The sequence below is a fragment of the Rhodococcus sp. 06-418-5 genome (assembly GCF_002258285.1).
GTDB lineage: Bacteria > Actinomycetota > Actinomycetes > Mycobacteriales > Mycobacteriaceae > Rhodococcoides.
The window spans coordinates 31055-56045 of the sequence record NZ_NOYE01000025.1 but is presented as its reverse complement, the minus strand read 5'-3'; the positions used below and the strand labels follow the sequence as shown (position 1 = coordinate 56045).

Below are 24991 nucleotides of genomic sequence, written 5' to 3'. Positions count from 1 at the left end.
CAGCGGGAGCTAGCGGGAGCCGACGTCCTGGTAGTCGCGCTCGGTGTAGCCGGTGTAGATCTGGCGCGGACGGCCGATCTTGCCGGTCGTGTCCTCGTTCTGCTCGCGCCAGTGCGCGATCCAGCCCGGGAGACGGCCCATCGCGAACAACACCGTGAACATGCGCGGCGGGAAGCCCATCGCGCGGTAGATCAGGCCGGTGTAGAAATCGACGTTGGGGTACAGCTTGCGCTCGACGAAGTAGTCGTCGGTCAGCGCGGTCTCCTCGAGCTTGAGAGCGATCTCGAGCAGTTCGTCGCCGTTGCCGAGCTTGCCGAGGATCGTGTGCGCAGTTTCCTTGACCAGCGTCGCGCGCGGATCGAAGTTCTTGTACACGCGGTGCCCGAAGCCCATGAGCTTGACGCCGTCTTCCTTGTTCTTGACTCGACGCAGGAAGTCGGTGGCGTCGCCGCCCTCGGCCTTGATCTTGTCCAGCATCTCGAGCACGGCCTGGTTGGCTCCGCCGTGCAGCGGGCCCCAGAGCGCGTTGATGCCGCCGGAGATCGAGGTGAACAGGTTGGCCTGAGAGGATCCGACGAGACGCACCGTCGAGGTGGAGCAGTTCTGCTCGTGGTCGGCATGCAGGATGAGCAGCATGTCGAGTGCCTTGACGATCTCGGGATCCACCTCGTACGGCTCGGCCGGGAAGCCGAACGTCAGACGCAGGAAGTTCTCGACCAGGCTCTTCGAGTTGTCCGGGTACAGGAACGGCTGACCGACGGACTTCTTGTAGGCGTACGCCGCGATGGTCGGCAACTTGGCCAGCAGACGGATGGTCGACAGCTCGACCTGCTCCGGGTCGTTGGGGTCGAGCGAGTCCTGGTAGTACGCCGACAGCGCGTTGACGGCACTCGACAGCACCGGCATCGGGTGAGCGTTGCGCGGGAACCCGTCGAAGAACCGCTTGAGGTCCTCGTGCAGCAGAGTGTGCCGACGGATCTTGTCGGTGAACTTCTCGAGCTGAGCCTCGGACGGCAGCTCCCCGTAGATCAGCAGGTAGCTGACCTCGATGAACGACGACTTGCCCGCAAGCTGTTCGATCGGGTATCCGCGGTAGCGCAGGATGCCTGCGTCACCGTCGATGTAGGTGATGGCCGACTTGGTCGACGCGGTGTTGACGAACCCGCCGTCCAACGTCGTGTAGCCGGTGGTGGCCAGCAACTTTCCCAGCTCGATGCCGTTGTTGCCTTCGGAGGCCTCGGCAATCGACATGGAGTATTCGCCACCGGGATAGGTGAGGGTGGCTTTGGCATCATTCTCAGCGGGCACGAATGGTCCCTCTCGAACTCGTGTAACGGACACGTACTTGAAGCGGACAGTTCTAACGTCGATAGTGAAACTAGTCTCTCGACGCCTCGGACGCCCACGGAGGGTCGGCACCGGGTCGAGAAACCGTGATTGCCGCCGCTTTCGCGGCGAAATCGAGCGCTTCCCGCCAATCTTGCTTGCTCATCTCTTTCACCGCGTTCGATGTGATAATGCTCTCCTTCTCCAAAAAGCTGAGCAGAGCCCCGTGCACGGTGTCACCTGCCCCGATGGTGTCGACGACGTCGACCGCAACTCCCGGCACCGAGATCTCCTCGGCTGTGACAATTCCTGTACCCGACGTCTCCTCGGCTGCGGTGAAGACCGAGATTCCGTTGCCGCCGCGGGTCATGACCACTGCGGTGACACCCGACGCGAGCCAGTCGTCCACCGTTGTGCCCTGGGTTCCGAGCCCCAACCAATGCGAGTCGTCCTCGGAGACCTTGAGGATGTCGATGCTGGGCAACCACGAACGGAAACGGTCGCGGAACCCGTCGGCGGTGATGTCTCCGCTGGTGCTGTCGATCGCGGCAGGCCTGATGTTGGGGTCGAGCATCGTGAGCTTGCCCGCCGCCCGGGCGCGGTGCAGCAGGCCCGCGTACATCGACGCCCCGGGTTCGTAGAGCAGTGACAACGTGCCGAACGAGAGCACGCTGATCTCGTCGGGTAGATCGCCGGGATCGGCAACGAGACGATCGGCGGTGCCGTCGGCGTAGAACGAATACTCGGCACTGCCGTCGTCGGCGAGGGTGGTCATCGCCAAGGTCGTCGGCTCGTCGCCGCGCTGCACCCACGTGGTGTCCACACCCGCGTCGCGCAGACTCGCCAGGATCTGCTCGCCGAACGGGTCGCGCGAGATACGCGAGAGATACGCGACGGGCGAACCCAGTCGACCGATCGCGACGGCGACGTTGAACGGCCCGCCGCCGAGTTTCGGCGAGAGCAGCGGCCCCTCGTGCACCGGGACCAGATCGACCAACGCCTCGCCGCACACCAGAATGGTCACTTCTCGTACCTCATTCCCCAGGTGCCGGACCAGGTTCGTCCCGGATCGAGCACGATCAGATCGATTTCGGAGTTCAGCGCATCGGGCGGGCACGTCATCGGCTCGATCGCCAACGCCCGGCCGCGCTCGGGATATGCCTGATCGTTGGCGGGATCGGCAGTGAACACCTGCACCCATCCGAAGCTGCTGTCGGTCCACAACACCGTCGCAGTGCCGTCCGGGCCGCGCAGTACGTGGTTCGCTCGGCCGTCGGCCTCCGGCAACGAGGCGCTGAACGGGGTGTCCAGCTGCACGCCCTCCAGGGCTCTCGGCTGCCGGAAGTCGTACTCGGTATCGGCCGTCGGCACCGAGTTGCCCACGGGCAGATTGCGTACCGGATCGAGCGGCAGCCGGGTTCCCGCGGACAGCTCGAGGGTGCACTCGTCGAGCGGCACGTCCCCCACCCGGACGAAGGTGTGAAAGCCCATCCCGTACGGCGCGGGCGAGTCACCGGTGTTCTTCGCCGACGCGGTGACGGTGAGACCGTCCTCCGACAGCTCGTGCACCACGGTCACCGTGATCGAGAACGGCCAACCCCGAGGCGTTCCGATGTCCACGCTCTGCTCGACGCGAGAGTCGGTGTGCTCCACGAGAGTCCAGGCCACGCGTCGAACGAATCCGTGACTGGCGTTGTTGCGGGCCGGCTCGGAGATCTCCATCCGATGCTCGACGCCTTCGAAGGTGAACGTCCCATCGGCCGTCCGATTGGGCCACGGGGCCAACACCAGCCCCGCCGACAACGGCGGCTTCGAGCCCGCCTCCCACGTCTCGGTGAGCGCTGCGCCGTCGTATTCGAGCGCCCGAAGGCCCGCTCCGACGGCAGCGATGTCTGCCCGATACTTGCCGCTCGTCAACGAGTACGTCTGCGCGTCAGCCATGAGAGTCATTCTTCACCACCGCACCCACGCGATACCGAATGAATGCAGGAAGAGCCAGCGCGGCGATCGAGACGCCGATGACGACCAGAACCCCGCCGCCGGCAGCAGCCGCCGCCGTACCGACGGAGGCGGCCGCTGCGCCGTGCAGTACGTCGCCGATGCGCGGACCTCCCGCGACGACGACGATGAACACACCCTGCAGTCGACCGCGCATCTCGTCGGTCGCGACCTGTTGGAGCATCGTGCTGCGGAACGCCGCCGAGATCATGTCGGCTCCACCGCCGAGGGCCAGGAACGCCAACGCGAACCACAGGGCGACTGTGGTGGCCCCGTCGGTGGCCGCGCCGACGGCCAGACCGAAGCCGATCATCGCCGCGCCCCACACGACGATGCAGATGAGCACCGCCAGCCCCTGCCTGCGTACTCGGGGCAACCAGCCGGAGAACACGCCTCCCACCACCGCGCCCGCGGACATCGCGGCGAACAGCATGCCGAGCACAGGACCGCCCGACGCGGGATCGCCGAAGCTCTCGTGCGCGATCTGCGGGAACAGCGCGCGGGGCATACCGAACACCATCGCGATGATGTCGACGACGAAGGAGGCCAGCAGCACCTTCTGCGTCGCGAGGTAGGCGAAACCGTCGAACACCGAACGCAATCCGGCGCGCTGACCCGACTTCGCCGGCGGAATCCCCGGCAGCCGGATCACCGCCCACAGGGTGGCGAACAGTGCGACGGTGTCGATCAGATAGAGGGTCTCGAGTCCGATGTAGTAGATGAGGATGCCTGCGCTGAGCGGTCCGGCGATGGCACCGAAGTTCATCACCGTCATGTTCAACGAATTCGCAGCGGGCAACTGCTCGGCAGGCAGGATCCGCGGGAGAATCGCGCTGCGCGTCGGCTGGTTGACCGCGAAGAATGCCTGCTGAACGGCCAACAGCACCAGGATGATCCACACGTTGTTCAGGTCGAGAAACGCTTGCAACCAGAACAGTGCCGACGTACCGATCAGGCCGCAGGTGGTGATCATCAACAGGGTGCGGCGGTCCATCACGTCGGCCAACGCTCCACCCCACAGGCCGAAGACGATGAGCGGCACCAACGCGAACACACCGGTGAGGCCCACGTAGGCCGAGCTGAGCGTGATCTGAAAAACCTGTTGCGGCACAGCAACAATGGACAGTTGGGCACCGATGACGGTGACGATGTTCGCGAGCCACAACCGCTTGTAGGCCGGAGTCTTCAGCGGAGTCGTATCGGCAAGAATGCCGCGCAATCGGCTCACGGCTGCAGACGCTCGATCACACCGCTTGCCACCGTCAGGCGAATTCGGTTGTGCATGCGGCTCGTTCGGCCCTGCCAGAACTCGACCGTCTCCGGCTCGACGCGAAAGCCGCCCCAGTTGGGCGGAACCGGCACGTCGATTCCGTCGAACGTCGCGGTGACCTCGGCCAGTCGCGCAACCAGATCCTCCCGCGAGCCGACCGGTCGCGACTGCTCGGACGCCCATGCCCCCAGCTGGGAGCCCCGGGGCCGCGTGCGCCAATACGCCTCGGTGGTCTCGGCATCGACCTTGACCACCGGACCGCGGACGGTGAGCTGGCGGGCAATTCCGATCCACGGGAACGTGATCGACGCATACGGCGTCGCGGTGAGCGCACGGCCCTTGTCCGAGTCGTAGTTGGTGTAGAAGACCACACCGGACGCGTCGAAGTCCTTGCACAACACGGTGCGGGTGGCGGGTCTACCCGACTCGTCGACCGTCCCCAACACGATGGCGTTGGGCTCGGGCAGATTCGCGGCTATTGCGTCGGACAACCACTGCTGCGCCAGCGAACACCACCCGCCCGCCAGAGCATCGACGTCCAGGTCCTCGGGCTCTCCGTAGTCCACCCGCATGTTCGCCAGGCGCTGTTCATCTGCAGACACAAGCCCAGACGCTACTCCCGCGTCGATCCCGGCTATGGTTCTGACGAAGTACGCCCGGATGCGGCGCAGAGCCGGGTGCAGTTGCGACGAGGGAGTCCACAGGCCATGGCTGTTCAACGAGTTCCCGAGGATTTCGTCCCCGGTCTCGAAGGTGTCGTCGCGTTCACCTCCGACATCGCCGAGCCCGACAAGGACGGCGGCGCATTGCGCTACCGCGGCGTCGACATCGAGGAACTCGTCGCGCAGAACGTGACGTTCGGTGATGTCTGGGCCCTGCTCGTCGACGGTGAGTTCGGACGAGGACTCCCGCCGGCCGAACCCTTCCCACTGCCGATCCACACCGGCGACGTCCGTGTCGACGTCCAAGCGGGTCTGGCGATGCTCGCTCCGATCTGGGGATACCAGCCGATACTCGACATCGACGACTCCACCGCTCGCGACAACCTCGCCCGCGCGTCGGTGATGGCCCTGTCCTACGTCGCCCAGTCCGCTCGCGGTATCTACCAGCCCGCAGTTCCGCAGACCCGCATCGATCAGGCCGCAACCGTCACCGAGCGATTCATGGTCCGGTGGAAGGGCGAACCGGATCCCGCTCACGTCGCCGCCATCGACGCATACTGGGTCTCGGCTGCAGAGCACGGCATGAACGCCTCGACGTTCACCGCACGCGTCATCGCCTCCACCGGCGCAGACGTCGCCGCCTGCCTCTCCGGTGCCATCGGTGCGATGTCCGGACCGCTGCACGGCGGTGCACCCGCCCGCGTCCTGCCGATGATCGAAGAGGTCGAGAAGACCGGCGACGCACGGGCTCTGATCACCGGAATCCTGGACCGCAAAGAGAAGCTCATGGGCTTCGGGCACCGCGTCTACCGCGCCGAGGACCCGCGCGCCCGTGTTCTGCGCGCCACGGCGAAGAGACTGAACGCACCGCGCTACGAGGTCGCCGCAGCACTCGAGCAGGCGGCGCTGACCGAACTGCGCGAACGCCGCCCCGATCGAGCCATCGAAACCAACGTCGAATTCTGGGCCGCGGTGATCCTCGACTTCGCCGAGGTACCGGCGCACATGATGCCCGCCATGTTCACCTGTGGACGTACCGCGGGCTGGTGCGCGCACATCCTGGAGCAGAAGCGCCTGGGCAAGCTCGTCCGACCCGCTGCCCTCTACACCGGCCCCGAACCGCGGTCACCCGAGTCCGTCGAAGGCTGGGACCTGATCCGGTAGTCGAAGCTGATATGGCACCCGACTACCCTGTAAGGGCCATATTCCATCGACGCTAGGACGCGCTACTCCATGGCCGAATTGCCGATCATTCCCGCCGATCTCCTGCCCGCCGACGGACGCTTCGGCTGTGGCCCGTCCAAGGTTCGCCCCGAGCAGCTGCAATCCCTGGTCGATGTCGGCGCTTCCGTGTTCGGCACCAGCCATCGCCAGAAGCCCGTCAAGGACGTCGTCGGACGTGTGCGCAGTGGTTTGAAGGATCTGTTCTCCCTCCCCGAGGGCTACGAGGTCGTCCTCGGCAACGGCGGCACCACCGCATTCTGGGACGCTGCTGCATTCGGCCTGATTCGCGAGAAGTCGCTGCACCTGACCAACGGCGAGTTCAGCTCGAAGTTCGCCTCGGTGGCCAAGAACAACCCGTTCATCGGTGATCCGATCGTCGTCAAGGCAGAGCCGGGCAGCGCGCCCGAGCCCACCTCCGACCCGTCCGTCGACCTGATCGGCTGGGCGCACAACGAGACCTCGACGGGCGTGGCCATTCCGGTCAGCCGTCCGGCCGGCTCCGAGAACGCCCTCATCGCGATCGACGCCACCTCCGGCGCAGGCGGTCTCCCGGTCAACGTCGCCGACTCGGACGTCTACTACTTCGCTCCGCAGAAGTGCTTCGCCGCCGACGGTGGCCTGTGGGTCGCGCTGATGAGCCCCGCCGCGCTCGAGCGCGTCAGCGAGATCGCCGCCACGGATCGGTGGGTCCCGGACTTCCTGTCACTGCCGATCGCCGTCGACAACAGCAGCAAGAACCAGACGTACAACACCCCGGCCGTGGCGACACTGTTGCTCTTCGCCGATCAGATCGAATGGCTCAATTCGCAGGGCGGCCTCGACTGGGCCACCAAGCGCACCGCCGATTCGTCCTCACGCCTGTACGACTGGGCCGAGAACAGCGAATTCGCAACGCCGTTCGTCACGAACCCGGATCACCGCAGCCAGGTCGTCGGCACCATCGACTTCGACGAGAAGGTCGACGCAGCCCAGGTTGCGAAGATCCTGCGCGCCAACGGCGTCGTCGACACCGAGCCGTACCGCAAGCTCGGCCGCAACCAGTTGCGTGTCGGTATGTTCCCGGCCATCGAGCCGGACGACATCACCGCACTGACCAAGAGCATCGACTGGGTCGTGTCCACACTGAGCTAGTTGGCAGGGCAGGAGTGGAGCCTGCGGAACGACCATTCCCAGGGCAGGAGTGGAGCCTGCGGAACGACCATTCCCAGCAAGCTCACAGCTCCGGCGCTCCCTTCGAGGCCTACACTTGCTATCAAGTAAGCAAGCGTAACGACCTCGGAGGGAGCGCTCGTATGTTCAGGCTCCTCACCGTCGCGCTGCAGATCCGCGTGACACTGGTCTACTGCACCCTCGCGGTGGCAGGCACGGTAGCGCTCGGCCAGATCGGGCCGCACGATCGCTGGCACGTGCTGCATGCGGCGAGTACCAACCTGCACAATCTGACCGACGGTCACCTCGCCACTGTCGTCACGAGCGTTTTTCTCACCGAGGGTCGGGTGAACTGGCTGTGGTTGGCCGCGGTCGCCGTGTTGTTCGCCGTCGCCGAATGGGTCTCCGGCTGGCGACGCTTCCTTCTCACCTTCGGCGCCGGACATGTCGGTGCCACTGCTCTGGTGGCCGTCGGCCTGCTCATCGGTATTCACAACGACTGGCTCGCGGACTCGCTGGCGATGGCCGTCGACGTCGGTGTCAGCTACGCGGCAGCAGCGGTCGCAGGGTCGATGATCCGGTACCTGCCGATGCCGTGGCGTGTCGGCTGGGCCGCACTGTGGATCGGCGTCGTCACGATCAGTGGAGTGTCGGATCCGTCCTTCACCGCCGTCGGGCACGCGATTGCCCTGACCATCGGTTTCGGCTTGGGTGCCCTCTACCTGCGCAGGGACGCATCGGCGTTGTCGCACAAAGCAATCGACGCAAGATCGGCCGAATGGGTGCAGCCGAGCCCGCAGCTGTCTACCCTCTGACAGGGAAACGATCGTCGGCAGAAGCGATGCGTGTCGAACACCCGCCGAATACGGCAGGTGAACTAGGCTCGAACTCGACGGTATCGCGAGCCGGCGCGATGAGGAGGTCAAGGTGCGAGACTTACGTGTGGTGGGTCTCGAGGCCGACGGAAAGTTCGTCGTGTGCGCAGATCCCAAGACCGGCGACAGATTCCGGCTTCCAGCCGACGACAAGCTCCGCGCGGCCTCACGCGGTGACATCGCTCGACTAGGACAGATTGAGATCGAAATGGACAGCTTGCTTCGGCCGAAAGAAATTCAGGCCCGCATCCGCAGCGGAGCGACCATCGAACAGGTTGCCGCCGACTCCGGAATGGCCATCAGTCGCGTCGAGGTGTTCGCTCACCCGGTGCTGCTCGAACGTTCGCAGGCCGCGTCGATGGCCCAGGCCGGTCATCCGCTGCGCCACGACGGCCCGGCCGTGCAGACCCTGCTCGAGATCGTCACCCTCGCCTTCCGCGCTCGCGGGCACAACCTCGACGACGCGGAGTGGGACGCCTGGCGCGACGAGGACAACAAGTGGGTCGCACAGCTGAAGTGGCAGGCGGGCCGCACCACCAACAAGGCGCACTGGCAGTTCCTGCCCGACGGCCACGGCGGCACCATCGCGCCGCTCGACGACACCGCCCACGAACTGATCGATCCCGACTTCGGACGCCAACTGCGTGGCCTCGCACCGGTGCGCGCACTGACGTCCGCCGAGGATGACGACCAGGCCTCGCAGCAGAGCTTCGACGAGTACTACGGCACCACCGCCGACAGCGAACTCGACGCCGAGACCATCGAGGTCGAGGTGGACGATGCGCCGACTCCCGAGCCCGAGCAGCCACGCGAACCGGTGGCCAGGGAGCCGAGGCCCGCACCCAAGCCTGCCGCCGGTCACACCGGCGGCAAAGACAAGCGCGGCAAGCCGGCCATGCCGTCGTGGGAGGACGTGCTGCTCGGCGTTCGCAGCAGCGGGCACAACTGATCTCTTCGATGGCCGATTTGCCGCTCGGTGACAGATTGCCGACGCTCACACCGTAGGCTTTCGACGGAGCTTACGGAGAGAGAGGTGCCGGTAGTGGGGGCCAAAGCATCAACGATCTGGTACGTGGACGCACCGGATCCCATTTCGGTACTCCGAGAAGCCACCACCTCGGACTGGAATGCTGCGAGCGCACTCGTCGGACGTCTGTACCCCCACCTGACGGCAGTGCCTCTCGGACAGGGTCCGATATCGACATCGGCAGGCGTGGACGACGATCACGTCTTCATCGGTTGCTACCCCGGCGTCACCGTGGTCTGCGGATCGAACCTGTCGGTGCCGACACCGTCGACGCTTCCCGAATCCTTCACCCGCCCTCTGGCGTCCGAACACACCTACCTCGTCGCCTCGGATCCCCAGCACGCCTGGGGTGCGTTCGCGTACTGGGAGCGCGGTGAATTCCGCCGATCGTTCAGCGCCACCCCGGTGTACATCTACGAGGACGCCGGCCTGCCACTGGTGTGGGAGCGATCGTTCTGGGCCGGTGAGCATCCGCTGATCTATCCGCCCGGAGTGATGCCGGATCCACAATCGCTGCCGTTCCACCCACAGGAATTCGCCGAGGCGGCCAACGCCGAGTGGCTCGGATTCCGCTACACCGGCGCGCCGCACGCGGACGAATTCGATCCCGACACCCTGCCGGTCTGCGGCTTCACGATGTACGTTCCCGGACAGGAGCCGCCGCCACCGAACCGGAGTGCGAACGGCCGTGGCGCACAGGAACCGATGCCCGACGCCCCCGACGAACAGGCACCGCGTCCGAAGAAGCGTTGGTTCTCGCGCAAGTAGATGCGGCAGGGCCGTCCTGGGTGCCGGCGATTGTCAGAACGCCAGCGCCGCCAGTGCCACGAAGCTGAGGATGGAACCGATACCGGCTCCGTACACCGCCCAGCGCCACACCGGTATCGCGAGCCACCGCATGACCGTCGGAGCTGCACCCGCGACGACGATGATGTTCAGACCGAGTGCGAGCAGTGGATGAATTCTGGCCAGCTCCAGACCGAACGTCGTCAGTGCCACACCCACCAGCGCCGCCGAGATGACGGCGATCGGGACTCCGGTCCAGCGGACGCTCGGGTCGTGGTCGTTCACGTCAGGCGCACGCGTTCGTAGAACCCCATTGCCGCGGCCGTCGCCACGTTCAGCGAATCGGTGCCAGGGGCCATCGGAATCCGCGCGCGAATGTCCGTTGCTCGCATGGCATGTTCGGTCAGACCCGGCCCCTCGGCACCCAGCAGCAGGGCAACCTTCTCCCCCGTCATCGCCGTCGCCAACGACACCGCCGCCGGGTTGGGCGTCAACGAGATCAGCTGAAACCCGTGCGCGCGAACACGATCGAGGCCACGGGGCCACTCGGGCACCTTGGCGAACGGCACCCGCAGCACATGTCCCATCGACACTCGCACCGAACGACGATAGAGCGGATCAGCACACGCGGCCCCGAACAGAACGGCATCGACCCCGAGGCCCGCCGCGTTGCGGAACATCGACCCGAGATTCTCGTGATCGTTGACGCCCTCGAGAATCGCCACCGTCCTGGCACCGTCCAACACCTCGTCGAGATCGAGGGCCGGCGGCCTGTTCGCCGCGGCCAACACACCACGATTGAGGTGGAAGCCGACGACCTCGGCCATCACCTCCGCCGACGTCCGGTAGAACGGAACGTCCGAATCGACGAGATCGTCGCGCAGGGCGTCGAGCCGTCGATCCACGCCCAGCAGGCTGATCATCGGAAACCGCGAGGTCAGCAGCCGCTGCGCCACCAACACACCCTCGGCGATCACCAGACCCTTGCCCTCGGGCAGGTCGGGTCGCCGATCCGACGAGTTGAGATCGCGAAAATCGTCCAGTCGCGGGTCCGAGGGGTCGTCGATGTCGAGTACATGCACCACGTGCTCATCTTGTCACCCGGCCGATTTCGAGACTCCCTCGGCGAAGGCCTGCTTCTGTATGGCAGATTTTTCGGGTCGTTCCGCGGGCTCCACTCCTGTATGGAAAAGTAAAGTCCGATGACTACCGACGAATCGATCACCATCCGCACCGCCACCGACGACGACTGGGATGCCGTCGCGCTGCTCGACGCCCACGCGTTCGGCGAGCACCAGAACGCCGAAGACCTGGCCGAGACGCAGATCCTGACCCAGTCCGAGCACGTGTACTTGGCGTGGGACGGCGAGACCCCGGTCGGTGTGGCCATGCACTTCCCGATGTCGGTCACCGTTCCCGGTGGTGCGCAGGTCGAGGCGTCCGGAGTCTCCTGGGTCTCGGTCGCGCCGACGCATCGTCGACGCGGCATCCTGCGATCGATGTTCACCCAGCAGCACCGCGCCCTGAACGACGCGGGCGCACCGCTCTCGCTGCTCACGGCCAGCGAGGCGACGATCTACGGACGCTTCGGCTACGGGCCGGTGACCGAGGAGATCAGCGTCTCGATCGATCGTCGATTCGCGCAGTTCCGCAAGGACGCTCCCCCGGCCACCGGCGTCCGGCTGATCGAATCGGCCGAGGCCACCGAACTGCTCCCCGACATCTACCACCGCTGGCAGCAGCAGACCGCAGGCGCGCAGCCCAAGCCGCCGATCCGCTGGGAGCGGTTCTTCGCCGACCGCGAGAACCGGCGCGGCGGACTGACGGCTCTGTTCTTCGTCGTTCATCCCGACGGATACGTCGCCTACCGACGCGGCCGCAACCCGAGCCGAGTGGTGGTGGAGGAATTCATCGCGGTGACCGACGACGCGTACGCCGCGCTGTGGCAGATCCTCGTCGGCGTGGACCTGGTCGACACCATCGAGGTACGGCAGGCACGGGACGAAGCGCTGCCGTTCCTGCTGACCAACAATCGGCTACCGAAGGTCACGGCTCACCACGACGCTCTGTGGGGCCGCATCATGCACGTCGAGGCAGCTTTGGAGGCACGCACCTACGCGCTCGACACCTCGCTGATCATCGCTGTGCGAGATCCCTTCCTCGATGCGGGCGGCACCTACTCGCTGACCGTGACCGACGGCCGCGCCACCTGCACCCGGGTGGAGTCCGAACCGGACATCGAACTCGACATCGACGTGCTCGCCAGCATCTACTTCGGCACCCATCGGGCCCGCTTGTTCGCCGCGGCCAACCGCCTCACCGCCCGCAACGACGCGTCGCTGCACGCACTCGACCTGACGTTCGGAACTGCGCGCCCGGCCGTCATGGGCTGGGGTTTCTAGGACCGGTCGACGCATCGAGCGCGCTGGCCGAGCCACCCCGCATCCACAGGGCTGCGCAGAGCGTCACCGAGAGCAGCACCGTCGTGTAGACGACGAAGTCGGTGCTGCCACGGCCGCTGGTGGCGTGGTAGATCAACGGTGCAGTACCCCCGAACAGGGAGTTCGCCACGGCGTAGCCGAAGCCGACGCCGAGGGCACGAATGTGAGCGGGAAACACTTCGGCCTTGGCGATGCCGTTCACCGACAGGTAACAGGTGAGAACGGCGAATGCGCTCACCAGGATGACGAACACCGCAGGCGGAGACGTCACCCGGGCGGTGGCCAGCACCAGTGCGCCGGTGGCCGGTATTCCCAGTGCCCCGAACGCGACGAGAAGAGGCTTTCTCCCGATGCGGTCGCTCAGTGCGCCGCCGACCGGCTGCAGCACCATCAACACCACGAAGGCCGCGAGCACGAGGCCGGTCGCGGTGAGCTCGCCCCTGGCACCGTCCGCGGCGAAGAACGTCTCGCGAACGATCGAGGGAACGGTGACCGTGTAGGTGTAGAACGCCGCACTCCCTCCCGCGGTCAGCAAGAACACCCAGACGAGCGGACGCCGATGATCGCGAAAGAGCGCCCCCATCGTGGCGTCTCGGTCCGCCCGCGGCGCTCCCGGTGCACGGGGCACGGGATCGAGTCCACGCGCCCACCACAGCGACGCCAGGCCCGCCGCGCCGCCCGCGGCGAACGCGAGACGAAAGCCCCACTCGGAAATTGCCGCGCGATCCGTACCCGCGAGGAGCACGAGCAGACAGGCCTGCGCCAGCACGAGACCGCCGACGATGGTCGCGGCCTGGAACGAGGCGAAGAATCCCCGGTGTCCGCGCGTGCCCGATTCGGAGAGCAACACCGTCGCCGCCGCGTACTCGCCACCGGTTGCGATGCCCTGCACGATGCTCACGACCGCGAGGATCACCGCCGCCCAGACACCGATGTCGTGGACCGTTGGAGTGACCGCAAGGGCAACAGATCCGGCCGACATCAGCGTGACCGCCGCGACGAGCGCGAACTGCCGGCCCCGCACGTCCGCGAGCCTGCCGAACAACCACGAGCCGAGTGGGCGTACGACGAAGGTCAGTGCGAACAGTCCGTAGACGTACACGAGCGAATTCGTCGAGGCCGGATCGAAGAACTCGGTCCGAAAGTACGGTGCAAACGTCGCGTAGAGGTACAGGTTGAACCACTGCACCAGGTTCGGCACCGAACCGGCCAGGATGACGCGGATCTGTGTACGACGGCCGGGGCTCGCCGACTCGGTGCGATTCACGAGCCGAAGGTACCCGGCCCGCGGCCCTACCGCCCGCCGTTCGAGCGACAGAACAGCCGTCGCCCACGAGCGCGCTCATGACTTTTGTCATGGCCGGACCGTGACGGTGTCACTTCAGGTCATGATGCGCCGCACTGTTTTCGGTGGTTCGGGCGCAGCAGACTCGTAGTCATGAAGCAACCAGACGAGGGAAACCTGTTCACCGATCTCATGGAGCTCGGGCCGGCTCCGACGATGGCGCGTGAGATCGTCGTCATCGTCATCAGTCTCGCGATCGTCGCCGTGTTGTTCGCGATCGTCGGCACGTCCCTTCCGGCATTCGTCGCACTCGGCGTCATCGTCGCCTTCATGGGCGTGCGGTTCGTCATCGGACTCCGCAACTGGGAGAAGCAATCATGACCATCATCGAAGTCAGCGGCATGACTCGCCGCTACGGTTCGGGCAAAACCGCTTTCGAGGCCGTGAAGGCGCTGGATCTCGAGATCGCGGAGGGTGAGCTGTTCGGCTTGCTGGGCACCAACGGTGCCGGCAAGACCTCCACTCTAGAAGTGATTCAGGGACTTTCACGGCCGAGCGAGGGCACGGTGCGGATCATGGGAATGGATCCGGTGTCCGATCGCCGCAAGGTTCGACCGTCTCTCGGCATCATGCTGCAGAAGGGCGGCCTGCCCCAGGATCTGACCACCGCGGAAAGCCTGCGGATGTGGGCGGGCACGTGCAGCAATCCACTGCCGACGGCGGAGGTGCTGGGGCGCGTCGACCTGGCCGACCGGGCCGACACGCGGGTGAAGTTTCTCTCGGGCGGCGAGCAGCGCAGGTTGGATCTGGCGTGCGCCATCATCAGCCGCCCGAGGGTGCTGTTCCTCGACGAACCGACCACCGGACTCGATCCCGAATCTCGCCGCAACACGTGGCGTCTGATCCAGGAGCTGAAGAATTCCGGCGTGACGATCATGTTGACGACGCACTACCTGGACGAGGCCGAGTCACTGTGCGATCGGCTGGCGATCATGCACCGCGGCAGCGTCGTTCGTAGCGGAACGGTCGACGAGGTGGTCGCCGACCATCCTGCGAAGATCGAACTGCAGGCCCCCGGTACGGCGCTGCCGACATTGCCCGGTACGTCGATCGACGTCTCGGGAGACACCATCTCGATCCAGACGTCCTCAGTACAGGAGACCTTGACCGACCTGCTGCTGTGGGCGCGAGACAACGGAGTGACCCTGCACGGACTGGACGCCCGAGCGGCGTCTCTCGAAACCGTGTTCCTTTCCATCGCAGACGAATTCGACAATTCCGCTATCCAGAACAACGAGGTGATGAGCGCATGAGCACGATGACCGCCCTGTCACGAGCAGAGTTCACGCTGCTCGGACGCAACCGAGTACTGCTGTTCAACGCGATCGTCATGCCGTTGATCTTCCCGGTCGCATTGCTGATCGTCGGCAGCCGCGGCGATGACGGATTGACCGATGCAGGCGTCGGAGCTGCACTCGAGATCTTCGCACTGTTCCTGCTCGTGTTCATGGTGTACTACAACATGCTCTCGGTCTACGCCACGCGTCGAGACGAGTTGGTACTCAAGCGACTTCGCACCGGAGAGAGCTCGGACGTTCAGATTCTGCTCGGACCGGCGATACCCTCGCTGATCCTCACCGTCGTCCTCGGCCTGATCGTCGGTGCAGTGGTACTGGCCTTCGGCGGACCCGTCCCCGCCAATGCACTGCTGGTCGTGGCCGCACTGTTCGGCGGTGCTGCACTGTTCGCTGCCCTGGCACTGATCACCTCGGCGTTCACCCGCAATGCAGAGGCCGCGCAGATCACCAGCTTGCCGGTGATCCTGGTGGCCATGGCCGGCTCATCACTGCTGCGCGACGCCCTCCCGGATTCGTTCGGCAGGGTCATCGAACTGACCCCGATGGCCGCGGTCTCGGACCTGCTGAACCTCGGCTGGTTCGGCACCACCACGCCCGGCGACGCGCCCATCGGCTTCGCTGCCACCTTCACCGAAGCCGGAATGCCGCTGCTGGTGATGCTCGCCTGGATCGTCGGCAGCCTGCTGATCGCCCGCACGCACTTCCGTTGGGAACCGCGGTCCTAGTTCGCCCCTTTCGCCGCACCGTCTGCAAGGCTGGAGATCATGAAGTTGCACCAGTATCTCAATCCACTGCACGGCTGGAACGACAGCAGTGCAGTGGACAAGGTGCGCGTCTACACCCGCCAGTCGTTTCTGCTGATCACCGTCGGTGTTGCCGCCGCTGCGATGCTGACGTCACTGCAGTTCGAGGACTACCTGTCGATGGCGGCCGTGGCAGTCTGTGCCGCAGCGACCTTCGTGGTCGTTCAGCGCACCCCCGCGCTCGGCGGCCAGTCGACGGCGAGCCCACGAATTCCCCTGGCGATCATGGCTGTCGCCGCCGTGGTGCTGGTTGCCGGCGGGGCCACGAACAATGCATTGTGGGCCGTCGTACTCGTCACCACTGCGGTCGCAACGCTGATCCCGTTGCGGTGGTGCCTGGCGGCGGCCGTGGCCGCTGCTGGACTTGCAGCAGCTCTCGGCACGCCGGCAGTGGAAACACTGGTGCTCGGTCTCCTCATCGCCTTCATGGCCTTCACCGTCCAACTGTCGGCGTGGCTGCTGCGTATCGTCACCGAACTCGATGCCACCCGCGACGCTGCTGCCGCGCTCTCCGTTGCCGAGGAGCGTCTGCGATTCTCGCGAGATCTGCACGACGTCGTCGGCCGCGCACTCTCGGCCATCGCGGTCAAGAGCGAACTCGCCGCGGCACTGGCGCGTAGAGGTGACGATCGAGCTGCGGCCCAGATGGACGAGGTTCGCATTCTGGCCCAGGAATCCATGGCCGACGCCAGAAAGCTGGTTCGCGGCTATCGATCGATCGATGTGGCCTCGGAACTCGACGGCGCTCGATCCCTGCTGTCCGCCGCGGGCATCGCCACCGAGCTCGTCGGTGAAACCTCGATGCTCGACGAGCGCGCAGCCGAGGCCGCCGCGTGGGTGGTCCGTGAGGGTGTGACGAACATTCTGCGTCACTCCGAGGCCACCTATTGCCGGATCGAGCTGACCAACAACAGTATTCGACTGATCAACGATCATCCGCAGCCATCGACCGGCCGCGACGACGGCACAGGCCTGAGCGGACTGCGAGAACGGCTGGTCGCCGTCGACGGTACCCTGCACACCGAGCAGACCACCGACGAATTCACCCTCACTGCGGCGTTGCCGACCTCGCCCCAGAACGCAAGGACCACACCATGATCCGAGTTCTCTTGGCCGACGACGAGAATCTCATCCGTGCTGCGCTGGCAACCATGCTCGATCTCGAGGACGACATCGAGATCGTCGGGCAGGCCGACTCCGGGGAGAAGGCGCTGACCGCCGCAGCCTCGCTCTCCCCCGATGTGGCCGTGCTGGACCTGCAGATGGGCGGAATCGACGGCATCGAGACGGCCCAGAAGATCGCCGAGACGTTGCCCGACTGCGCGTCGATCATCGTCACCAGCCACGGCCGGCCGGGCTACCTCAAGAAGGCGCTCGAAGCAGGCGTGCGCGGTTTCCTCCCCAAGACCACCTCGGCCGCCACTCTGGCCGAGGTGGTGCGCACCGTGCACGGCGGCGGGCGCTACGTCGACCCGACGCTGGCCGCCGAAGCCATCGGGGCCGGAGACTCGCCGCTGACACCGCGCGAGGCCGATGTGCTCGAGTTCGCCGCCGACGGCGCGTCGATCGCGGAGATCGCACGGCGCGCCCATCTTTCGCCCGGCACCACTCGCAACTACCTGTCTGCGGCGGCTGCGAAACTGGGTGCAGCGAACCGGCACGAGGCCTGCGCTCTCGCCCGACGCCACGGCTGGATCTGAACGCCTCACACCTTCGCGGTGGCGGCCACGGTGTCGAGGGTGGGCAGCCGGTGCCCGTCTGCGGGCGGCACCACGGTGATCCGCAAATTGTTGTGCCGCAGTAGATACACGGCCGCGAACAGCCCCGTCGCCAGCGAGATGACGCCGCCGAACACCAGTGGTGCGCGTGGATCGAGGACGTCGGCGAGCCAGCCTAGCACCGGGCTGCCGAGCGGAGTTCCGCCCAGAAAGCACAGCATGTAGATGCCCATCACGCGTCCGCGCATGTCGGACGGCACCGACATCTGCAGAATGTTCATCGCCGACGTCGTGAACGTCAACGTCAGGGCACCGGTGGGTATCAGCAGAAGTGCGACGAGCAGGTAGTTGGGCATCAATCCGACGATCAGCTCGAAGGCTCCGAACGCGATGACGGCACCGATGAACAGCCGCAGGCGCGGCGCGCTCGCCCGCCGCGCCGCCAGGGTCGCGCCGGCCAATGTGCCCACTGCCAGGGTTGTCGAGAGCAGACCGTAGGCGTCTGCCCCGCTACCGAACGTGTTGCGCGCCAACACCGACAGACTCAGCGGAAAGTTGAGGCCGAACGTCGAGACCATGAAGACCGTGGCCAGCAGTACTCGTAGGTCACCGCGCCCCCAGACGTATCGAAAGCCCTCTCGCACCTGCCCTTTGGCGCGTGGGGCGGGTTCGACGCGGAAGAGCTGACCGACGTTCATCGCCACGAGGGCACCGAAGACCGCCGCGAACGACACGGCGTTGATGAGAAACACCCAGCCGGTGCCGACGAGGGTGATCAGTACTCCGGACACGGCAGGGCCGACGATGCGGGCCATGTTGAAGGTCATCGAGTTCAACGCGATCGCATTGGCGAGGGTCTCTTTGCCGACCATCTCGATGGTGAAGGATTGCCGTACCGGAGCGTCGATCGCCGACGAGCAGCCGAGGACGAATGCGATGACGTAGACGTGCCAGAGTTCGACCATCCCCCCGACGTCGAGGACGCCGAGCACCAGACCGCAGACCGCGGCGAAGACCTGGGTGATCATCAGCAGCTTGCGCTTGTCGTAGCGGTCTGCCAGGACCCCACCCCAGACCGAGAGGAACAGCGTCGGTCCGAACTGCAGGGCCATGACGATGCCGACAGCGAAGCCGTTTCCGCCGGACAGCGTCAGAACGAGCCAGTCCTGGGCGACCCTCTGCATCCACGTGCCGACCAACGAGACGATCTGCCCCGACGCCCACAATCGGTAGTTGTGGGTCTTCAGAGCAGCGAACATCGTCGAGCCGGGGGTACGGGAAGCAGGGGCCACCGTTCAAATAATAAACCTAGGTAACTACTCGGAGTCGCTGACGAGGGCCCCGATGATCGCTACCGCGTCACGGAGTGTGTCGAGTTGCTCGGGACCGAGGCCTGCGAGCTGCGCCGTCATCCATGCTTCGCGGGCACTGGCCTCGTCGGCGATCAGTTCTCGACCGGCCGGTGAGAGCGAGACGATCACCTGCCGCCCGTCGGTGGGATGTGGGGTGCGCGCCACCAGGCCCAGTTCGGCCAACGATGCGATCACCCGTGTCATCGACGGCGGCTGGACCTTCTCCCGCGCGGCCAGTGCACCCGGCGTCATATCGCCCTCCCGACTCAGCGTGGCCAGAGCCGACAGCTGAGTGAGCGAGACTTGCGAGTCCACTCGCCTACCCCGAAGGTGGCGAGTCAGCCTCACCACCGCAAGCGACAGGTCGCTTGCCAATTTCCGATTGTCCTTCACACCATTTCCCGACGTCACAGCGCAGAGAATACGCCCTGGTACCGACCATGCGTCATGTAACCGCCTCGGTGATGGGTCCGACGGCGAAATATGCGACGAACAGCAACGCGACGATCCACAACAGGGGATGAACCGACTTCGCGCGACCGGAACCGACCGCAAGTACGACCCAGGTGATGAAACCGACGCCGATCCCGTTGGCGATGGAGTACGTGAAGGGCATCACCACGATGGTCAGGAAGGCGGGCAGTGCGTAATCGAACCGGCGGAAGTCGATGTCGAGGACCTGCCCGATCATCAGTGCACCCACCACGACCAGCGCAGGCGCGGCCGCCTCGATCGGAACCACGGCCGTGAGCGGGGTGAAGAACATGGCCAGCAGGAAGAGCAGTCCGGTGACGACGTTGGCCAGTCCGGTACGCGCCCCCTCGGCGATTCCGGACGCCGATTCCACGAACACCGTGTTCGACGACGCCGAAGCACCGCCTCCCACGATCGCTCCTGCTCCCTCGACGACCAGCGCCTTTCCGATGTTCGGCAGGGTCCCGTCCTTGTCCAGCTTCGCTTCCTTGCCCAAGCCGGTCATCGTGCCCATCGCATCGAAGAAATTCGCGAGCACCAGCGTGAAGACCAGCAGGCTCGCGGCGAGCACGCCGATGCGCGTGAACGCTCCGAAGAGATCGACGTTGCCGACCAGCGACAGATCGGGAGACTGCACCAACTGGCTCGGCAACTGCGGCACCGACAGATTCCACCCCTTGGGGTCGACGCCGTTGGAGGGCCCCACATCGGTGACGGCCTCGACGATCGCCGCGAAGATCGTCGTGACGACGATACCGATCAGCAGTCCGCCGCGGACCTTGCGCACCACGAGCACACCCATCAGCAGCAGCCCGAACACGAAGATCACCGTCGGCCACGACGCAATGGACCCGTCGATACCGAGCCCGACGGGAACCGTCGTGCCTGCAGCGTCGGGGATGCGGCGCACGAAGCCCGAGTCGACCAATCCGATGAACGCGATGAACGCGCCGATACCGGCGGCGATCGCCGCCTTCAGCTCCGGCGGGATCGCGTTGAACACCGCGGTGCGGAACCCGGTGACGGCCAGCAGCACGATGATGATGCCGTCGATGACGACGAGCCCCATCGCCTCGGGCCACGTCACCTGCGGCGCGATGGTCACCGCGAGCAGGGTGTTGATGCCGAGGCCCGCTGCGATGCCGAAGGGGTAATTGGCGATGATGCCGAAGGCGATGCTCATGAATCCGGCCACCAGCGCCGTGACGGCGGCGACCTGGGCGACCGGCAGAATGTTGCCGAGTACGTCCGTCTTGGCCGCTGCGTCGTCGGCGGAGAAGCTGCCCAGGATCAGCGGATTGAGGACGACGATGTACGCCATGGCCACGAACGTGACCACGCCACCTCGAACCTCGGATCCGACCGTCGAGCCGCGTTCGGTGATCTTGAAGTAGTTGTCGAGTAGCCGCGACGACAATTGCATGAGCGAACGATAAAGCACACCGAAGCAGTTGGGTAACTGCAGCGACGCAACCGAGACCAACGCAGTGGCGTAGCGTGATTTCGTGGCCGACCTCCCCCAGATTCCGCGCAGCCTCACCGATCCGGTGCCGGTGTTGACGATCGGCATACTCGGCTGGATCGTCGCGCTGGTGGTGTTCACGGCCACCGGAGAGCGCACCGACGACGCACTGGCGACGTGTTGGTCCGGTATCGCCGTGGGCGCAGTAGGCTTCGGAATCTTCCTCGCGCAGAGAGCGGCGTCACGTCGCGGAAGCAAAACCGCCCAACGAGGCCTCGATTGAGATCAGGATCACGTTAGCCCGGTCACCGCACCGCCCCTGACGTGGGCAAACTAACCCGTCAGCCGGTTGAGTAACACAAAGTTAACGTGGACCATGGGTTATGTCAGTTCAGATAACCACTAGATCCACGAAAGCCAGGCCATGAAGCTCGTCTCTCAGTACCGCAACCGCCGCAACCACGTCCGCTCGCTCCGCGCCCTCTACGCACGCGCCAACGCTGTCTCCAGCCCGGCCATGCGCGACGAGCTGCTCGTCATCGCCCAGCGCTCCGATTTCTCGCGCTGATCAGCCTGACGGCATAGATCGACACCAGCCCCCACAGGGCACCGAACACCCAGCCGGCCAGCACGTCCGTGGTCCAGTGCGCACCCAGGTAGATCCGAGAGAATCCGATCAGCAGGGACGCGACCACAGGTAGTACGAGCAGGGCCGGCCGATGCAGCCACGGAGCAGGCGATCGCAACATCACCGCGATCGCCACCGTGGCAAGCACCATCGACACCATCGCGTGGCCCGACGGAAACGAATGGCTCGCAATGTCCACCAGCCGCTCCGGAATCGGTGGACGCTCCCGCGCGAACGCGAATTTGAGCGCATTCATCAGACCCCACCCGGTCAGCATCGAGCCCGCGACGACAACGGCATCCGATCTGCGTCCGACGCGAAGCAACGCACCCACGATCACCGTGGACAGCAGAAACATCGACACCGTGTTGCCCACCGTGGTGATGATCCAGAACATCGTCGTGACCCAACCGACTCGATGCTCGACCATCCAGTCCAGGATCACACCGTCAAGCCCCACGAGGTCGCTCCCAACTCTGCGTGCAGTGGACCGTTCCGTCGGCGGTCACCCACCACGGCACTTCTCGATCTCCGCTCACGTCACCGGACAGCCGAACCACCAGCTCGTGATGGACCACCACCCCTCCTGACGGCAGCGGCAATCCCATTACGGCACAGGACAACACGGCTCCCGGTTCACGATCCCACGAGCTGACGCGTCCTACGCCGATCACTTCTCCGCCGATCGCCTCCGACGCCTGCCCGACGTCCAGAACATCGGCCAGTGCCGCAGCGGTTGCCATGTCCGAGAGCACGGCGACCTCCGGCGGTACCACGCTCGCCAGCCACGGAGCGTCGATCACCAGCGCATCCGATGCGTCCACGACTGTGCCGCCGAGCGTGCGGACGCGATCCGGTGGATCGATGTCCGAGACCTCGATGCGTTGCTCTGCAACAGCGGTGGCGATGAGCGTGTGGGTTCGCGCGATCACCGCAGGAGTCGGGGTGCGCTGCGAATCCGACAGCGCCGCCAGCAGCACGCGGGCAGTATCGGCGTTCTCGCAGTTCGACGCGCTGAGCACCGCCTGCAGTTCGTCGGCACGCGGATGATCCAGCGGATCGAGCAACCCGGCGAACGTCTCGTCCGATGGCGCTCGGAACTCGATCGGACGCGAATCGTGCAGTCGTGCATGACGCCTGAGCCACCACGCGGTGTAGCCCTCACGATCGACCAGTGCCGCACAGGTACCGGGATCGTCGAGTAGCACCGTCAGGGCCTCGGTCCATGCGTCAGATCGAACGAGGTCGAGATCCCGGACCGCGAGAAGTGTCTCCGGCTCATCGGACAGACTCGACCACCACGCCGCCTCGTCGTCGAGATCGTGATCAGGCCCGGTCGGCAGCTCGTCACGCACCACCGAGAATCCCCACCCGACCCCCACTGCACGCAGCGCACGCTCACCGAACTTGTCCACCACCGCGGACGCGAGAACACCGAACGGCGAGTCCTGAACCAGCAGATCCGCCAACGGCGCTCCGGGAAGCAACAATTCGTCGGCGCTGCGCAATTCGCCCTCGTCGTCCGCGAGGGGCAGGCCGCCCAGCCAACTCGGTAGCTCACCCGCCTCTCCCGCCAGCGCGAGCACGGCATCGACCAGCCCGTCGACCTCCTCGCTCTCGTCCCAGTCGAGATCGTCCAGAGCCGCCTCGAGTGCCGGGTCGCTGAGCAGTTCGGTCGCAGTCGCCTCCCGAGCACCCAAGCGTGCGAGCAGCGAACTCACCGCGTCCGGATGCACCAGCCGGACCCAGGTGACCGCGGCAGAGGCATCGGAGCCGATCACCGTCGTGCGCGGGCCGGTCACCGTACGACCGTCTGCGAGCGGAACAGGCAGCGCGGCAAGCTCTTCCGCAGCCACGCCATCGACCACGAGCGGGGTCAAGGCGTCGTACACTCGCCGCCACCAACTCGGCTCGCGATCGAGCCCACCGACCATCTCCGCCAGCCTCGCCAACCCGATCCGGTGCACACCCACCGCCGACAGCGCCGATGCATGCCGCGCACCCGACAGCGATGCGTCGACCGGATTCGGTACGACGTCGACCAGAGCCGACACGAGTTCCTCGGTGGCGTCCGCGATGACGTTCGCCTGCTCGGGCACGAGGTCACGTCCGTTGGCACCGGGAAGCCATGGCGCACTGGACAATCGACGAAAGATCAGTTCACGCAGTGCGCCGTCGACCTCACTGCGCGCGAATCCGACTTCGGGTACGAACGACGCCCTCGACCCGGCAGGCAGCGAGGCCACGAAGTCCGGGTACCCGTGCGCTACCGCGTCGAACGACACACCCGGCAACACGCGCCGCCGATCGGGCTGCATCGGCACATCGGCAATGACCAACGCGGGCAACGACATCAGCTCGTCCGAGCGAGTCGGCGCGCGCAAGACGTCGGGCGGCGAGGGAACGGGCACACCGTCGACGACCGGAGTGAGCCAGCGCGCCGCCGGGGTGACGAACTGCCGCCAGGTTCGCGATCCGATCGTGATCTCGGCGCTGCTGTCATCGAGTGTCGTTCTGACGCAGTCGATCACGACACCATCGATCTCGATGGAGTTCAGCGCCTCCAGTTCGAGCAGTAGGTCGACCGCCTCGTCCGCGAAGCCCGCGGCGACAGAATTCGCTGCCGCGTCGGCTCGCACCGTCAGCACGATCTCGGTGTCGAACCCATCGGCGGGCGGGACGGCGACCGGCCACGCGAGCCGCAGCACCGGCACGCCGGTGTCGGGCGTACGCATGTCTCGCTCACGCAGCGCCTCGAGCGTGCGATGCGCGCTGAACATCACGCCGCCGTTGCGGGATCGCACCTCGATCTCGTCGGACACCGACCGCACGGCGGTGAACCCGACCCCGAACTGTCCGACGCCCGAATCCGCAGCAGTCTTGCCCGACGCCCTCAAAGCGGTCAACGCATGCACACCCGAAACATCCAGCGCAGCACCGGTGTTGGCCACATGGACGGCACCGGCGTCATCGGTCCAGACCGCCATGCGACCCGGGACACCGGCGCGTCGGGCAGCATCCGCTGCGTTCTGCGCGAGCTCGGTCAACAGCCGGTCGCGGTAGCCCCCGCGCACCAGATCGGACTCGGACGCCGAATCCTCCCGAAGCCGGGTGGGCGACGAGCCCCACGCCGCGAGAACAGACTCCCGCAAC

Annotated in this window: 26 protein-coding genes; 13 read left to right on the top strand and 13 right to left on the bottom strand. The window is 65.8% G+C overall.

The annotated features are described in order from the left end of the window. Positions 1–9 precede the first annotated feature (9 nt). The 5 genes from CH274_RS18875 to pdxH form a co-directional block, all read right to left on the bottom strand. Complete coding sequence (locus CH274_RS18875; protein ID WP_032395834.1) at positions 10–1308, bottom strand: citrate synthase; 1299 nt, start codon at positions 1306–1308, stop codon at positions 10–12. A 70-nt stretch (positions 1309–1378) separates the two neighbouring features. Next, positions 1379–2350, bottom strand: coding sequence for a carbohydrate kinase family protein (locus CH274_RS18870; protein WP_032395835.1), 972 nt, complete (start codon positions 2348–2350; stop codon positions 1379–1381). After that, a complete protein-coding gene (locus tag CH274_RS18865; RefSeq protein WP_094658455.1) occupies positions 2347–3276 on the bottom strand; it encodes an aldose 1-epimerase family protein in 930 nt (309 codons plus the stop codon). Before CH274_RS18865 ends, CH274_RS18870 begins: the two co-directional genes overlap by 4 nt. Next, positions 3260–4552 carry an MFS transporter gene (locus CH274_RS18860; protein WP_094658453.1) on the bottom strand — a complete coding sequence of 431 codons (1293 nt, stop codon included), beginning with the start codon at positions 4550–4552 and terminating at the stop codon, positions 3260–3262. The genes CH274_RS18865 and CH274_RS18860 overlap by 17 nt, the downstream gene beginning before the upstream one ends. Then, on the bottom strand, positions 4549–5166 hold the full coding sequence (pdxH, locus tag CH274_RS18855) for a pyridoxamine 5'-phosphate oxidase (protein WP_143544524.1): 618 nt from the start codon (positions 5164–5166) through the stop codon (positions 4549–4551). Before pdxH ends, CH274_RS18860 begins: the two co-directional genes overlap by 4 nt. Before the next feature lie 135 nt (positions 5167–5301). On the opposite strand from pdxH, the gene CH274_RS18850 reads away from it, so the two are divergent. The 5 genes from CH274_RS18850 to CH274_RS18830 all read left to right on the top strand — a co-directional run bounded on the left by CH274_RS18850 (position 5302) and on the right by CH274_RS18830 (position 10299). Further along, positions 5302–6420: a citrate synthase 2 gene (locus tag CH274_RS18850; protein ID WP_032395838.1), complete on the top strand. Its 1119-nt coding sequence runs from the start codon at positions 5302–5304 to the stop codon at positions 6418–6420. 69 nt (positions 6421–6489) lie between these two features. Then, positions 6490–7611, top strand: a complete 1122-nt coding sequence (gene serC, locus CH274_RS18845) for a phosphoserine transaminase (RefSeq protein WP_032395839.1) — start codon at positions 6490–6492, stop codon at positions 7609–7611. Positions 7612–7772: 161 nt separating this feature from the next. Beyond that, positions 7773–8444 (top strand): rhomboid-like protein, encoded by a 672-nt coding sequence (locus CH274_RS18840; RefSeq protein WP_094658449.1) that lies wholly within the window; start codon positions 7773–7775, stop codon positions 8442–8444. Positions 8445–8556: 112 nt separating this feature from the next. Then, a complete protein-coding gene (gene sepH, locus CH274_RS18835; RefSeq protein ID WP_032395841.1) occupies positions 8557–9453 on the top strand; it encodes a septation protein SepH in 897 nt (298 codons plus the stop codon). 93 nt (positions 9454–9546) lie between these two features. Then, positions 9547–10299 (top strand): DUF6928 family protein, encoded by a 753-nt coding sequence (locus CH274_RS18830; protein ID WP_045196604.1) that lies wholly within the window; start codon positions 9547–9549, stop codon positions 10297–10299. A gap of 33 nt (positions 10300–10332) precedes the next feature. Here the strand turns inward: CH274_RS18830 and CH274_RS18825 are convergent, their stop codons facing one another. Together CH274_RS18825 and CH274_RS18820 are read right to left on the bottom strand one after the other, a co-directional pair. Next, positions 10333–10602: a DUF2537 domain-containing protein gene (locus CH274_RS18825; RefSeq protein ID WP_032395842.1), complete on the bottom strand. Its 270-nt coding sequence runs from the start codon at positions 10600–10602 to the stop codon at positions 10333–10335. Next, positions 10599–11402, bottom strand: coding sequence for a TrmH family RNA methyltransferase (locus CH274_RS18820; RefSeq protein ID WP_032395843.1), 804 nt, complete (start codon positions 11400–11402; stop codon positions 10599–10601). The genes CH274_RS18825 and CH274_RS18820 overlap by 4 nt, the downstream gene beginning before the upstream one ends. Before the next feature lie 117 nt (positions 11403–11519). On the opposite strand from CH274_RS18820, the gene CH274_RS18815 reads away from it, so the two are divergent. After that, the gene (locus CH274_RS18815) at positions 11520–12719 is read left to right on the top strand and encodes a GNAT family N-acetyltransferase (protein ID WP_045196608.1); all 1200 of its coding nucleotides are present in this window, start codon (positions 11520–11522) and stop codon (positions 12717–12719) included. Here the strand turns inward: CH274_RS18815 and CH274_RS18810 are convergent. Continuing rightward, entirely contained in the window at positions 12700–14025 is a 1326-nt protein-coding gene (locus tag CH274_RS18810; protein ID WP_179275804.1) for an MFS transporter, read from the bottom strand. The two genes, CH274_RS18815 and CH274_RS18810, sit on opposite strands and share 20 nt — an antisense overlap. Before the next feature lie 171 nt (positions 14026–14196). On the opposite strand from CH274_RS18810, the gene CH274_RS18805 reads away from it, so the two are divergent. The 5 genes from CH274_RS18805 to CH274_RS18785 are packed head-to-tail and all read left to right on the top strand — an operon-like array spanning position 14197 to position 17904. Continuing rightward, positions 14197–14424, top strand: a complete 228-nt coding sequence (locus tag CH274_RS18805; RefSeq protein WP_082073783.1) for a hypothetical protein — start codon at positions 14197–14199, stop codon at positions 14422–14424. Next, positions 14421–15356, top strand: a complete 936-nt coding sequence (locus tag CH274_RS18800; RefSeq protein WP_094658447.1) for an ABC transporter ATP-binding protein — start codon at positions 14421–14423, stop codon at positions 15354–15356. The genes CH274_RS18805 and CH274_RS18800 overlap by 4 nt, the downstream gene beginning before the upstream one ends. Then, complete coding sequence (locus tag CH274_RS18795; protein WP_045196613.1) at positions 15353–16126, top strand: ABC transporter permease; 774 nt, start codon at positions 15353–15355, stop codon at positions 16124–16126. Before CH274_RS18800 ends, CH274_RS18795 begins: the two co-directional genes overlap by 4 nt. Before the next feature lie 39 nt (positions 16127–16165). Beyond that, positions 16166–17302 (top strand): sensor histidine kinase, encoded by a 1137-nt coding sequence (locus CH274_RS18790; RefSeq protein ID WP_094658446.1) that lies wholly within the window; start codon positions 16166–16168, stop codon positions 17300–17302. Next, complete coding sequence (locus CH274_RS18785) at positions 17299–17904, top strand: response regulator transcription factor (RefSeq protein ID WP_045196615.1); 606 nt, start codon at positions 17299–17301, stop codon at positions 17902–17904. The genes CH274_RS18790 and CH274_RS18785 overlap by 4 nt, the downstream gene beginning before the upstream one ends. Before the next feature lie 5 nt (positions 17905–17909). Here CH274_RS18785 and CH274_RS18780 read toward each other — a convergent pair whose 3' ends face one another. From CH274_RS18780 to CH274_RS18770, 3 genes are read right to left on the bottom strand one after another with little or no spacing between them, the layout of a single operon-like run. Next, positions 17910–19181, bottom strand: a complete 1272-nt coding sequence (locus tag CH274_RS18780; protein WP_094631146.1) for an MFS transporter — start codon at positions 19179–19181, stop codon at positions 17910–17912. 57 nt (positions 19182–19238) lie between these two features. After that, positions 19239–19667 carry a MarR family winged helix-turn-helix transcriptional regulator gene (locus CH274_RS18775; RefSeq protein ID WP_032396280.1) on the bottom strand — a complete coding sequence of 143 codons (429 nt, stop codon included), beginning with the start codon at positions 19665–19667 and terminating at the stop codon, positions 19239–19241. A gap of 52 nt (positions 19668–19719) precedes the next feature. Further along, complete coding sequence (locus tag CH274_RS18770) at positions 19720–21171, bottom strand: NCS2 family permease (RefSeq protein WP_032395850.1); 1452 nt, start codon at positions 21169–21171, stop codon at positions 19720–19722. 82 nt (positions 21172–21253) lie between these two features. On the opposite strand from CH274_RS18770, the gene CH274_RS18765 reads away from it, so the two are divergent. Beyond that, positions 21254–21493, top strand: a complete 240-nt coding sequence (locus tag CH274_RS18765) for a DUF2530 domain-containing protein (protein ID WP_032395851.1) — start codon at positions 21254–21256, stop codon at positions 21491–21493. A 141-nt stretch (positions 21494–21634) separates the two neighbouring features. Then, complete coding sequence (locus tag CH274_RS29330) at positions 21635–21778, top strand: hypothetical protein (protein ID WP_155289340.1); 144 nt, start codon at positions 21635–21637, stop codon at positions 21776–21778. On the opposite strand, the gene CH274_RS18760 is transcribed toward CH274_RS29330, so the two are convergent. After that, positions 21747–22298 (bottom strand): phosphatase PAP2 family protein, encoded by a 552-nt coding sequence (locus CH274_RS18760; protein ID WP_179275803.1) that lies wholly within the window; start codon positions 22296–22298, stop codon positions 21747–21749. The genes CH274_RS29330 and CH274_RS18760 overlap by 32 nt on opposite strands. Then, positions 22288–24990 (bottom strand): sacsin N-terminal ATP-binding-like domain-containing protein, encoded by a 2703-nt coding sequence (locus CH274_RS18755; RefSeq protein WP_256993636.1) that lies wholly within the window; start codon positions 24988–24990, stop codon positions 22288–22290. Before CH274_RS18755 ends, CH274_RS18760 begins: the two co-directional genes overlap by 11 nt. Position 24991: the final 1 nt, after the last annotated feature.

What these genes read in the sequence shown, in the direction of transcription:
- CH274_RS18865 (WP_094658455.1), bottom strand. Translation starts at nt 3,276, where the DNA reads ATGACTCTCATGGCTGACGCGCAGACGTACTCGTTGACGAGCGGCAAG.
- pdxH (WP_143544524.1), bottom strand. Translation starts at nt 5,166, where the DNA reads ATGCGGGTGGACTACGGAGAGCCCGAGGACCTGGACGTCGATGCTCTG.
- CH274_RS18850 (WP_032395838.1), top strand. Translation starts at nt 5,302, where the DNA reads ATGGCTGTTCAACGAGTTCCCGAGGATTTCGTCCCCGGTCTCGAAGGT.
- serC (WP_032395839.1), top strand. Translation starts at nt 6,490, where the DNA reads ATGGCCGAATTGCCGATCATTCCCGCCGATCTCCTGCCCGCCGACGGA.
- CH274_RS18840 (WP_094658449.1), top strand. Translation starts at nt 7,773, where the DNA reads ATGTTCAGGCTCCTCACCGTCGCGCTGCAGATCCGCGTGACACTGGTC.
- CH274_RS18815 (WP_045196608.1), top strand. Translation starts at nt 11,520, where the DNA reads ATGACTACCGACGAATCGATCACCATCCGCACCGCCACCGACGACGAC.
- CH274_RS18805 (WP_082073783.1), top strand. Translation starts at nt 14,197, where the DNA reads ATGAAGCAACCAGACGAGGGAAACCTGTTCACCGATCTCATGGAGCTC.
- CH274_RS18800 (WP_094658447.1), top strand. Translation starts at nt 14,421, where the DNA reads ATGACCATCATCGAAGTCAGCGGCATGACTCGCCGCTACGGTTCGGGC.
- CH274_RS18795 (WP_045196613.1), top strand. Translation starts at nt 15,353, where the DNA reads ATGAGCACGATGACCGCCCTGTCACGAGCAGAGTTCACGCTGCTCGGA.
- CH274_RS18790 (WP_094658446.1), top strand. Translation starts at nt 16,166, where the DNA reads ATGAAGTTGCACCAGTATCTCAATCCACTGCACGGCTGGAACGACAGC.
- CH274_RS18785 (WP_045196615.1), top strand. Translation starts at nt 17,299, where the DNA reads ATGATCCGAGTTCTCTTGGCCGACGACGAGAATCTCATCCGTGCTGCG.
- CH274_RS18780 (WP_094631146.1), bottom strand. Translation starts at nt 19,181, where the DNA reads ATGTTCGCTGCTCTGAAGACCCACAACTACCGATTGTGGGCGTCGGGG.
- CH274_RS18770 (WP_032395850.1), bottom strand. Translation starts at nt 21,171, where the DNA reads ATGCAATTGTCGTCGCGGCTACTCGACAACTACTTCAAGATCACCGAA.
- CH274_RS29330 (WP_155289340.1), top strand. Translation starts at nt 21,635, where the DNA reads ATGAAGCTCGTCTCTCAGTACCGCAACCGCCGCAACCACGTCCGCTCG.